6 protein-coding genes are annotated in these 10,968 nt (G+C 73.2%); 4 read left to right on the top strand and 2 right to left on the bottom strand.

Translation table 11 applies throughout. The features are described 5' to 3' along the window. Positions 1-18: 18 nt before the first annotated feature. On the bottom strand, positions 19-1,887 hold the full coding sequence (locus ACFU7Z_RS26750; protein WP_079272341.1) for an endonuclease/exonuclease/phosphatase family protein: 1,869 nt from the start codon (positions 1,885-1,887) through the stop codon (positions 19-21). Positions 1,888-2,112: 225 nt separating this feature from the next. After that, the gene (locus ACFU7Z_RS26745; protein WP_074003849.1) at positions 2,113-3,066 is read right to left on the bottom strand and encodes a Gfo/Idh/MocA family protein; all 954 of its coding nucleotides are present in this window, start codon (positions 3,064-3,066) and stop codon (positions 2,113-2,115) included. 454 nt (positions 3,067-3,520) lie between these two features. Between ACFU7Z_RS26745 and ACFU7Z_RS26740 the strand changes: the two genes are divergently transcribed. From ACFU7Z_RS26740 to ACFU7Z_RS26725, 4 genes are all read left to right on the top strand, one after another. Then, positions 3,521-4,330 carry a 2OG-Fe(II) oxygenase gene (locus ACFU7Z_RS26740; RefSeq protein ID WP_049650437.1) on the top strand — a complete coding sequence of 270 codons (810 nt, stop codon included), beginning with the start codon at positions 3,521-3,523 and terminating at the stop codon, positions 4,328-4,330. A 56-nt stretch (positions 4,331-4,386) separates the two neighbouring features. Further along, positions 4,387-8,691 (top strand): amino acid adenylation domain-containing protein, encoded by a 4,305-nt coding sequence (locus ACFU7Z_RS26735; RefSeq protein ID WP_380780169.1) that lies wholly within the window; start codon positions 4,387-4,389, stop codon positions 8,689-8,691. A gap of 5 nt (positions 8,692-8,696) precedes the next feature. Beyond that, the gene (locus ACFU7Z_RS26730) at positions 8,697-9,479 is read left to right on the top strand and encodes an SDR family oxidoreductase (protein WP_234348280.1); all 783 of its coding nucleotides are present in this window, start codon (positions 8,697-8,699) and stop codon (positions 9,477-9,479) included. A 97-nt stretch (positions 9,480-9,576) separates the two neighbouring features. After that, positions 9,577-10,851, top strand: coding sequence for an ATP-grasp domain-containing protein (locus ACFU7Z_RS26725; protein WP_049650440.1), 1,275 nt, complete (start codon positions 9,577-9,579; stop codon positions 10,849-10,851). The last annotated feature ends 117 nt before the right edge of the window (positions 10,852-10,968 follow it).

Here is a 10,968-nt window from a genome sequence, read left to right as displayed (position 1 = left end):
GCGTAACCGGTGCCCGGACTACGGCTTGATGCGGACCACCTGCGGGTCGTGGTCGCTGGCCTGCTGGGCGAACTCGGCGTTGATGTGCACCACGTCGTACTTGGCGTAGCCGACCTCGGGGCTGACCAGGATGTGGTCCAGCACCTGCGAGTTGCCCTGGTAGACGTACGAGTACTGCTCGGTCTCCGGCAGCTCGTTCACCAGGTCGCGCAGCACGCCGTCCTTGGTGAGCGCGGCCAGCGCGGGCGAGAACTGGTAGTCGTTGAAGTCGCCGAGGGAGACGACCTTGGCCTCCTTGTCGGCGGCCAGCAGCTTGGCGACGAAGGACTGCTCGACGGTGGCCTGCTTGATCCGCTGCACCTCGGAGCTGCGGGTCGGCTGCTGGAAGCGGCTGTCGATGCCCTGGTCGCCGCCCTTGCTGTTGAAGTGGTTGGCGATGACGAAGACCTTCTTGCCGCGGAAGGAGAACTGGCCGACCAGCGGCTTGCGGCTGTTGGTCCAGGCCTCGTCGTTCGGCTCGATCCGGCCGGGCGAGGCGGTCAGCGCGGCGCCCGCGCCGGTGCCGGTCACGCCGACGGCGGTGGTGGCGCTGCCGCCGGGGATGTCGGTGAAGGACACCCGCTGCGGGTTGAACAGGAAGACCTGGCGGATGTTGCCGCCGGGCTCGCCGCCGTCCTTGCCGTCCTGCGGGTCGACCGAGCGCCAGTCGTAGGCCGGGCCGCCGGCCGCCTTGATCGCGGCGATGAACTTGGCGACGGTCTGGCTCGCGTCCACCGTGCCGTCGTTCTTGTTGCCGTTGTTGTCCTGGATCTCCTCCAGGGCGACGATGTCGGGCGAGCGCAGGTTGGTGACGACGCCCTGGGCCAGCTCGGCGAACTTGGCGTCCGGGTTGCCCGGGGCCAGGTTCTCCACGTTGTAGGTGGCGAGGGTGAGTTCGCGGTCGCCGGCCTGGGCGGTGACCTCGCGCTGGAGGTGGTTGTCCTTCAGGGTGCCCATGGTGCCGGCGACCAGGGTGTAGCCGCCGAAGTTGTTGTAGTCCAGCGGGCCGGTGGTGGTGCCGGTCAGCTCGTCGCCGACGTTGGCGACCGGGAACGGCCGCTGGTTCACCGGGGCCTGCTGCTGGATCATCAGCCGGCCGACGTTGGGCTCCTTGTACGACTCGTACAGCAGGCCGCCGCGCTTGCTGCGCTGGTCCTGCTTGTCTGCGGCGACCCACAGCTCGTTGTACTTGTCGGTCGCCTGCACCACCCGGACGTCCTTGACCTGGACGAGCATGCCCTCCAGCGACTCGTAGAAGTCGAGGGTGTACTTCTCCGGCTGGAGCGTGCCGCCGTCGATGGAGCCGTCCGGGCCGGCCGGCGGGGCGTAGGTGCCGGGGATGTTGCGGGTGTCCACGACCACCGGGGCGGGCAGCGGGTTGCCGGCCGACAGGACGGTGATGCCGGGGGCGGTGATCTCGGTGATGGACTGCGAGCCGCCGCTGTAGTTCGGGTAGTACTCGGTGACCTTGCCGCTCACCAGCACCGAGTCGCCGACCTGCACGGTCGGGTTGCCGCCGGTGTAGACGAAGATGCCCTCGCTGGTGGCCGGGTCGGCGTCGGGGTTCGGGTCCTGGAGCCAGAAGCCCTTGACGCTGCCGTACGCGCGCACGCCGGTGACGATGCCGGGCACTCCGGTGACGGGCTTGCCGGCCTGCGGGGATATCCGGGTGCTGCCCTGGATGTCGTGGATCCGCAGCGGGCCGGCCTCGGTCGGGGCCGGGGTCGCGGGCGCGGCGGCGTTCGCCACCGGCAGCGGGACGAGCACCAGCGAGGCGGCCAGGGTGGCCGGGATCAGGGCGGCGCGCAGCAGGGTTCTGCGGGGGCGGGAGGCGGGGGCGGTGGTCACCGGGGCAGGGCTCCTAGCTCCGTCGTGCGGCACGGTCGTGGCACGGCGGTCCGGGCGGAGGCGCGCGTCGGGCGCGCGCTGCTCGCGTGGCGAAGAAGCGGAGGACGGTCTCCCGCCCCCCGCGGCGCCCCTCAAGATACGCGCGTAGAAAATGCCCCGACAAGACCCCGACGGTGAACGGACGGTTCCCCGCAGGTGACGTGACGGCCGCTCAGCCCGGGTTTCTCACAGCCCGCTCCCAGTGGACTCCCAGGAAGCCTCGATCCGCTCCACGACCAGCTCGCACAGCTCGTGGGTGCGCAGCGCGTCGTGGGCGTCCAGGGTGCGCCCGGCGCGGACGGCCGCCAGGAAGGCGAGCACGCACTGCTCGATGCCGCGCTGACGGGCCACCGGCACCCAGTCGCCGCGGCGGCGGACGGTCGGCTGGCCGCGGTGGTCGACCACCTCGGCCAGGTTGTGCACCTCGCGCTTGGAGTCGCCGCCGGAGACCTCCAGCACCTCCTCGGTGGAGCCGGAGACCCGGTTCATGATGCCGAGGGCGGTGAAGCCCTCGCCGCCGAGGATGAGCACCACGTGCTCGACCAGCCCGTCCCGGGTGCGGGCGCGGACGTCCACGTGCTCGATCTCGCCGGGGGCCAGGAACCGCAGTACGTCCACGACGTGGATGAAGTCGTCGAACACCAGGGTGCGGGCCGCCTCGGCCAGGCCCTCGCGGTTCTTCTGGAGCACGATCAGGTCGCGCGGGCGCTCCTTGGCCTGGGCGTAGCCGGGCGCGTAGCGGCGGTTGAAGCCGACCATCAGCGAGCGGCCGGTGCGGTCGGCGAGGTCGACCAGGCGGCGGGCGCCGTCCAGGGTGTAGTCGAGCGGCTTGTCGACGTAGACGTCCACCCCGGCGGTGAGCAGCTGCTCGACGATCGGGACGTGCTGGTCGGTGGCGGCGTGCACGAAGGCGGCGCGGATGCCGCTGCCGATCAGCGCGCCGAGGTCGGTGAAGCGGTGCTCGGGGGCGATCCGGTGGGTCTCGCCGAGCCGGTCGAGCTTGGCCGCGTCCCGGGTCATCAGCCGCAGGTCGAGCCCGGGCAGCGCGGTGAGCACCGGCAGGTAGGCCTTCTGGGCGATGTCGCCGAGGCCGATCACCCCGACCGGGAGCGGGGCGTCGGCGGCTGGCGTGCTGGTCATGAGGCCTCCCGGCATGCGGACGATCATCGGCGGACCCACCTTACGCACCGGCCGGCCCGGGCACGCCACCGCCCGCCGTCCGGTCCCGTCCGTGAACTGCTGACCATCCGTCACCAGTGGCTGATCACAGCCCCTTCGGACAACATGACATTGTACTGTCACATTGTCTGGGGTACGGTGATCGAGCGCTGACACCGGGGGCCCGGTGTCACGGAACGGAGGGACGCGGCGGAAACCAGGGCTCCGAACGCCCCCGCGGCCGACCGCCCGTTCCACTCCTCGTGCCGCTCCACGCGTCCTCGCGGCCGAGACCCGCGCCGGACGTGTCCGCCGTGCCGCTCACGCGTCACGGCACCGCCGGCGGCCCCTCCGACGCCTCCACCGCACCAACGCCCCGCTGAACGCCGGAGGCGCGCGCACAGTCCTGTCCCGTCGCTTTCCCAGGAGCACGCTCATGACCGCCACCGCGCACGTCGTCAGGTCGGCAACGAACGAGATCGCCACCGAACTCACCGCCCGGACCCTGCTCCAGCTGGCCGAGCGCGAGATCGGCGCGATCCACGTACGCGGCTACTACCCCGTCGAGATCGCCGAGCAGGTCGCCCAGAAGGCGATCAACCACCAGGCGCTCGGGCACTACCACAAGCAGTACACCAGCAGTGTCGGACGGGTGTACATGCCGCACATCGACACCAAGTGGGACGCCGAGCTGACGAAGCAGTACCACGACAGCGCCCTGCCGGCCATCGAGGACGTCCGCTCGATGTTCCACCCGTACCTCTCGCCGATCGACCGGGTGCGCCTGGAGCTGCAGGAACTGTGGCCGGCCGGCGCCAACCTGCTGCGGCTGCGCGAGCGGGCCTGCTTCGTCGGCGCCTTCCGAGTCTTCCAGCCCTCGACCTCGAAGTTCTACCCGCACAACGACGCGATCGACCAGGAGACCGACGCCCCCGAAATCGCGGGCGTGCTCAACCAGTTGGTCGCCAACGTCTACCTCCAGGTCCCGAAGAAGGGCGGCGACCTGCACCTCTGGCTGCGCGAGCCGACCCCGGAGGAGACCGCGACGATCCTCGACGTCGAGGGCCTGCAGCCCGACTCCGTGGAGCCCCCGGTCCACGTGATCCACCCCGAGGCCGGCGACCTGATCATCTTCAGCCCCCGGATGCTGCACGCGGTGACCAGCGGCGAGGACGAACACCGGGTCGGCGCGGCCGCGTTCATCGCCACCAAGGGCCCGAAGGAACCGCTCGTCTACTGGAGCTGACGCCGCTCCCGCCACAGCCTTCGAATCGACCGTCGACACGCAGAGAGGACTTCGGCATGCTCCCGGCGCTCGTCCGCGCACACGCGCGAACCCACCCGCATCGAACGGCCGTCGTCGTGGGTCGGGAACGTCTGACCTACGCCCGACTCGCTTCCAGGGCGGACCGTCTGACGGACCTGTTGCGGGCGTCGGGCATCGGTCGCGGCTGTCTGGTCGGCATCCATCTCGACCGCACGGCCGACGCCGTGGTCGCCCAGCTGGCGGTCCTCGGCGCCGGCGCGGCCTTCACCCTCGTCGAGCCCACCGAACCGGTCGCCGAGGGGGCGAACCGGCTCGCCCTCGCCGCCCCCGACCTCGTGCTCGCCGAGCCGCGCCACCACGGCGAGCTGCGCCGGTCCGGACTGCGGGTGGCGGACGGGCACGAGGCCGGCGGCGGCCTCGTGCCCCCGCCGGCCCCCGCCGACGGGCCTACGGAACCCGGGCCCGCCGACGACGACACGGCCTACGTGCTCTACACCTCGGGCTCCACCGGGGTGCCCAAGGGCGTGCAGGTCTCGCACGCCAACATCCGGCACTACACCGAGTCCCTGCTCCAGCGGCTCGACATCACCGAACCGCTCTCCTACGCGCACGTCACCACGCTCGCCGCGGATCTCGGCAACACCTGCCTGTTCCTCCCGCTGTGGACCGGCGGCACGCTGCACCTGGTGGACGACGCCACCCGGCGCGACCCGGCGGCGCTCCTGCGCTACCTCCAGGACCACCGGGTGGACGTCCTGAAGACCACCCCCTCGCACTGGAGCGTGGTCTTCCGGGCCTTCGGGCAGGACGGGACGACCCGGCCCGAGCTGCGCTTCCTGCTGCTCGGCGGGGAGTTGCTGGCGCTGCCGCTGGCCCGCCGGATCCTCGACTCCGGTGTCACCCGGAACCTCGTCAACCACTACGGGCCCACCGAGGCGACGGTGGGCGTCGCCGCGCACCGGCTGACCGCCGCGAGCGACCTCGACGCCCTCGACGGCGCCTCCGTGCCCATCGGCACCGCGCTGGGCCGCACCCGGCTCCTGGTCCGCGCCGACGACGGGACCTTCCACGACCGGGACGCGGTGGGCGAGTTGTACATCGCCGGCCCGTCGGTGGCGCTCGGCTACCGGGACGACCCGCAGGCCACCGCGGCGGCCTTCACGGACGACCTCGCGCGGCTCGACCCGGCCCTCGGACGCGCCTACCGCACCGGCGACCGGGTGCGCGCCGACTCCCGGGGCGTGCTGGAGTTCCTCGGCCGGGGCGACCGGCAGGTCAAGGTCAGCGGGTACCGGATCGAACTCGGCCACGTCGAGGCGGGCCTGCGCCGGCACCCGGCGGTCGCCGACGCGGTGGCCGTCCTGCTCACCAGGGACCGGGCGATGCTGGTCGCCGCCGTGGTGCCGGCCGCCGACGGCCGTCCGGCGATCCAACCGGCCGTGCTGCGACGGGAGTTGCGGGAGCTGCTGCCCGCGCACATGGTCCCCGACCGGATCGAGGCCTTCGACGCCTTCCCGCGCAACGCCAACGGGAAGACCGACCAGGCCGCCCTCCGGGAGCTGCTCGAAGCACGGCTCGCCGAGCGCACGCCCCGCCCGTCCGACCCCGCCGCCGACGGCGGCGACCCGGTGCTCGCCGACGTCCTCGCCTCCTGGCAACGGCACCTGGGCCACGGCGACTTCGCGGTCGACCAGGACTTCGACCAGGCCGGCGGCAGCTCGATCGACGCCATCCAGGTCATCGCGGACCTCCAGGCCAAGGGCTACCGGGTGTCGGCCGCGGCCTTCCTCGCCGAGCCGACGGCGGCCGCCCTGGCCACCCGGCTGCGGGAGGACCGCGGGGGCGACGACCACGGCCGCGCGTCCGCCGCCCGGGTCGTCGCGGACGACCGTGCGCTCTCCCCCGCCCAGACCTGGTTCTTCCGGCAGGAGTTCGCCCAGCCCGACCAGTGGAACCAGGCCCTGCTGCTGGAGACCGACAGCACGCCGCGGCCGGCCGAGCTGGCCGCCGCGGTCGCCGACGTGGTGGGCCTGCACCCCATGCTGCGCACCGCGTTCCGCCCGGGAGCCGACGGCCGGCGGCGCGAACTCGTCGATCCCGCCGACGCGTTCAGCTGGTCCCGGCTGCCCGAGGAGGACGGCCCGGCCGCCCGGACCGTCCGGGACGTCGCGGCCGCCCTCCAGCGGGAGATCCGCATCGCGGACGGCAACCTCTTCAAGGTGCACCTCTTCCTCGGCGACGGCCGGGCCGAACTGCTGCTGATCTGCCACCACCTGGCGATCGACGCGGTCTCCTGGCGCATCGTCGTCAGCGACCTCAGCCGCTGCTACAGCGAGCGGCTGCGCGGCGGCGAGCCCACCACCGCCCCCGGCCCGACCGGCTTCGGCCAGTGGGCCACCCACCTGCGCGACCGGGCCGCGCAACTGCGCGGGGACCTCGCGCACTTCGACTCCCTGGCCCGGCTGCCCGCCGTCGCGCCACGGCCCGACGCCCCCGGCGACAACCGCGAGGGCGACGCCCAGGCCCTCTGGTTCCGGCTGTCGCGCGCGCAGAGCGCCGCCCTGACCGAGGCCGCGGCCCGCTCCGGCATCCCCGCCCACGCGGCACTGCTGGGTGCCTTCGCCCAGGCGCTCACCGAGCAGCTCGGCACGGACGAACTCGTCGCGGACGTGGAGAGCCACGGCCGGATCTGCTTCGACGAGACACTCGAAGTCTCCCGCGTGGTGGGCTGGTTCACCTCGACGTTCCCCGTCAGCGTGCGCACCGTCGCCGGGGACCTCGCCGCCACCGGCAAGTCCGCGGCGGCGGCCCTGGCCGAGGTGCCCGCCCTCGGGGTCGCCTACGGCCTGCACGAGCAGCCGCAGCGGGCCGACGTCTGCTTCAACTACCTCGGCCCGTTCGCCCTGCCCTTCGGCGACGACCTGCACCTGCGGCCCTCGCGCCACCGGGTGGGGCCGGTCCGCGGCCCGGAGAACGACCGCGGCTACGGCCTCAAGCTCACGGCGCGCGTCCACGACGGGCAGCTGGTGGCCGACCTCTCCTACACACCCGCGCGCCACGACCCCGAGCGGATGCTCGACCTGGCCCGCGCCACCCGCGACCACCTGCTGCGCGGCGCGGGGCTCCCGCCCGCCGACGGCCGGTTCGTGCTGGAGTCGGGATCGAGCACCGGGCTCCTCGCCCAGGTGCCGGGCGCCCTGGAGTGCGAGCCGCCCGCCGGGTCCGTCCGCGAGTACGGCACCGTCCTGCTCACCGGCGCGACCGGTTTCATCGGCGCGCACCTGCTCGACCTCCTGCTGACCCGCACCCGGTCGAAGGTGGTCTGCCTGGTGCGCGCGAAGGAGGGCCGGACACCCGCCGAGCGCCTGGCGGACGCCTACGCCTGGTACGTCCCGGACGGTCGCCTCGACGCGTACGCCGACCGGCTCACCGTGCTGGCCGGCGACCTCGCCGAGCCGGACTTCGGCCTCGCCGAGCCGGACTACCGACGGCTGTGCCACGAGGCGGAGGCGCTCTACCACCTGGCCGCCGACACCAGGCTGTTCGGCGACCGCGAGTCGTTCGACCGGCAGAACACCGAGCCGGTGCGGGCGATGATCCGGCTGGCGACCACCGGCCGGCCCAAGGACCTGCACTACGTCTCGACGCTCGCGGTCTGCGGCGGCGGCGCGCCGGGCGAGCCGGCCGTCTTCTCGGAGGACAGCCTGGACATCGGCCAGGAGTTCCTCAACGAGTACGAGCGCAGCAAGTACGACGCCGAGCGCCTCGTGCAGGGCTTCGCCACCCAGGGCGGCAGCGCGTTCGTCTACCGCTCCGGCAACGTCAGCGGCCACTCGGTGTCCGGCCGCTTCCAGCGCAACGGCGGCGACAACCGGCTGGTCCAGCTGCTGCGGGCGTCGGTGCGGATCGGCCGGGTGCCCCGGGTCGGCGCCCTGACCCTCGCGCTGAGCCCGGTGGACGTGGTGGCGCGGGGCATCCTGGAGATCTCGCGCAGCGCGCGGGTGCGGGGCGGCACCTTCCACCTCGACACCCACCACGAGGTGTCCTACGAGCGGCTCTTCACGGTCCTGCGCGACCAGGGGTACGCCCTGGCCGAGGACGGGGCGGAAGGCTTCGCGGAGCTGTTCGGCCGCTACCTCGGCGACGGCGGGGAGCAGCTCTCGCTCGCGCACTTCTGGGCCGGCCGACCGGACCGCAACGTGCGGTACGACCACACCCGCACCCGGCGGCTGCTGGCCCGGCTGGGGGTGGAGTTCCCCGAGGTGACGGGCTCCTGGCTGCACGCCTTCTTCACCGGCCTCGGGCAGCAGGGCGAACTCCCCTCCGCGGGCACCAGGTAACCGACATGGACGACAGACAGGGAACAGGCATGGACGAGAAGCGGGTCGCCGTGGTCACCGGGGCCTCCTCCGGAATCGGGCGCGCGATCGCCGCGCGCTTCGCCCGGCAGGGCGTGCGGGTGCTGGCCACCGGCCGCGACGGCAGGAGGCTCGCCGACCTGGCGGCCGAGTCGGACCAGGCCCCGGGGGCGGTCCGGCCCTTCCCGGGCGACGTGACGACGCCCGGGCACGCGCGGGAGCTGCTGGCCGCGGCCGCGGCGGAGTGGGAGGCGGCGAGCATCTTCGTCGCCTGCGCCGGGCACGGCCTGCCGGGCACCGTGCTCGGCTCGGACCCCACCCGCTGGGAGCGGCTGATCGAGGTCAACGTCCTCGCCGTCCTCCACCAGCTCCGGGACGCCGCGGCCGAGTTCGTGCGGCAGGCGGAGCTGGACGGGGGGCGGCGGGTCCGCGACATCGTGGTCATCGGCTCGACCGTCGGACGGCAGGTCTCGGCGGCGAACCCGGTGTACGGGTCGACCAAGTTCGCCGTCCACTCGCTGGTCGAGGCGCTGCGCCAGGAGGTCTGCGCCCACAACGTCCGGGTGACCCTGATCGAGCCCGGTTTCGTCCGCTCGGGCTTCCAGGACGCCGCCGGCTACGACAGCGCGTGGTTCGAGGCGGTCGCCGCCGAGAGCGGGCCGCTGCTGACCCCGGAGGACGTCGCGTCGGTCGTCGAGTTCGCGGTCGGCCGCCCGACCCACGTGCACCTCGACGACATCCGGCTCCGCCCCACCCGTCAGAAGGTCTGAGTGCCCCGCACCACCCGGAGGAGCACGCCGCAGAGGCTTCCGCGCTGAGGCCGTCCGCCCGGCGGGCTTCGTCCGACCGACATGACGAGGAGGAACGTTGTCACAGCTCAGGCCGGTCGCCGTACTGGTCGACGCCTACACCTCCGGCGGCTACCTGCCACCGGAGTTCACCGCCCTGGGTGCGGACCTGGTGCACGTCCAGAGCACCCCCGGGCTGATGCCCTCCATGCCCGCCCCGGACCTGACCGTCTACCGGGCGAACATCGTCCACGAGGACCTCGACCGGACGGTGGCGGAGCTGGCGCGGTACGCACCGGTGTGCGTGCTCGCCGGACAGGAGCCGGGCGTGCTGCTCGCGGACCGGCTGTCGGAGCGGCTGGGCCTGGCGACCAACGGGACGGAGCTCTCCGAGGCCCGCCGGAACAAGTACCGGATGATCGAGGTGCTCCGCGCCGCCGGCCTGCACTGCGCCGACCAGTTCAAGAGCGGCGACCCGCAGGCCCTGGTGGACTGGGCGCAGCGCGCCGGGCGCTATCCGGTGGTCGTCAAGCCGCTCGACTCCGCCGCCGGCGACGGGGTCGTCGTCTGCGCCGACGCCGAGCAGGTGCGGTCCGCGGCGAAGGCCGTCCTGGACACCGAGACGATCTACGGCTCGCCCAACCGCGAGGCGCTCGTCCAGTCCTACCTGGAGGGGACGGAGTACGTCGTCGACATGGTCTCCCACGAGGGCCGGCGCTACGTGTGCGGCGTGTGGGAGTACCAGAAGCGCCTGCTGCCCTCGGGCCGCAACATCTACGACCGCGAGCGCCTGCTGTCGCCGGCCGAGCCGCCGGCGGCCGAGCTGACCGACTACGTGGACCGGGCGCTCGCCGCGCTGGGGGTCCGCCACGGGCCGAGCCACGCCGAGGTGATCGTCACCGCCGACGGGCCGGCGCTGGTGGAGGTCGGCTCGCGGATCGCCGGGAACATGCACCCCGGGTTCCACGACCGCTGCACCGGCGCCAACCAGGCGACGCTCAGCGCGCTCGCGTACCTGCGGCCCGAGCGGTTCGCCGCCGAGTACGCGGGCCGCGGCTACCACAAGTTCGAGGAGGCCGTCTGCTGCACGACCTCCACCACGCTGTCGGGCGTGGTCGAGAGCGTCGACGAGCGGGCGGTGCGGCGGATCGCCGGGCTGGAGAGCGTGTTCGGCCTGAACCTGAAGCTCGGGCCCGGGGACCGGATCCGGCCGACCGTCGACCTCTACTCCAGCACGCTCAGGATCTTCCAGTGCGCCGGGACCGCGGACGCGATCCACCGCGACCACCGGCGCATCGAGGAGCTCAAGGACCAGGTCTACCGGTTGTCCGACACAGAGTCAGGTGAGAGATGAGCACCGTCGTCGTCGCTGTCGTCCCGGGCGCGGCCGTCGGCCCCGCCGCCATCGCCGCGGCGGTCCGGGCCCGCGGCCTCCGCCCGGTCTTCGTGGCCGTCGCCGGCGCCCTGGGGG

This window comes from Kitasatospora sp. NPDC057518 (assembly GCF_042802075.1).
Lineage (GTDB): Bacteria > Actinomycetota > Actinomycetes > Streptomycetales > Streptomycetaceae > Kitasatospora.
This window is presented reverse-complemented; position numbering and strand designations above follow the sequence as displayed.

Excerpts from the sequence above, each read along its gene's own strand:
- ACFU7Z_RS26730 (WP_234348280.1), top strand. The coding sequence starts at position 8,697 with ATGGACGACAGACAGGGAACAGGCATGGACGAGAAGCGGGTCGCCGTG.
- ACFU7Z_RS26735 (WP_380780169.1), top strand. The coding sequence starts at position 4,387 with ATGCTCCCGGCGCTCGTCCGCGCACACGCGCGAACCCACCCGCATCGA.
- ACFU7Z_RS26745 (WP_074003849.1), bottom strand. The coding sequence starts at position 3,066 with ATGACCAGCACGCCAGCCGCCGACGCCCCGCTCCCGGTCGGGGTGATC.
- ACFU7Z_RS26740 (WP_049650437.1), top strand. The coding sequence starts at position 3,521 with ATGACCGCCACCGCGCACGTCGTCAGGTCGGCAACGAACGAGATCGCC.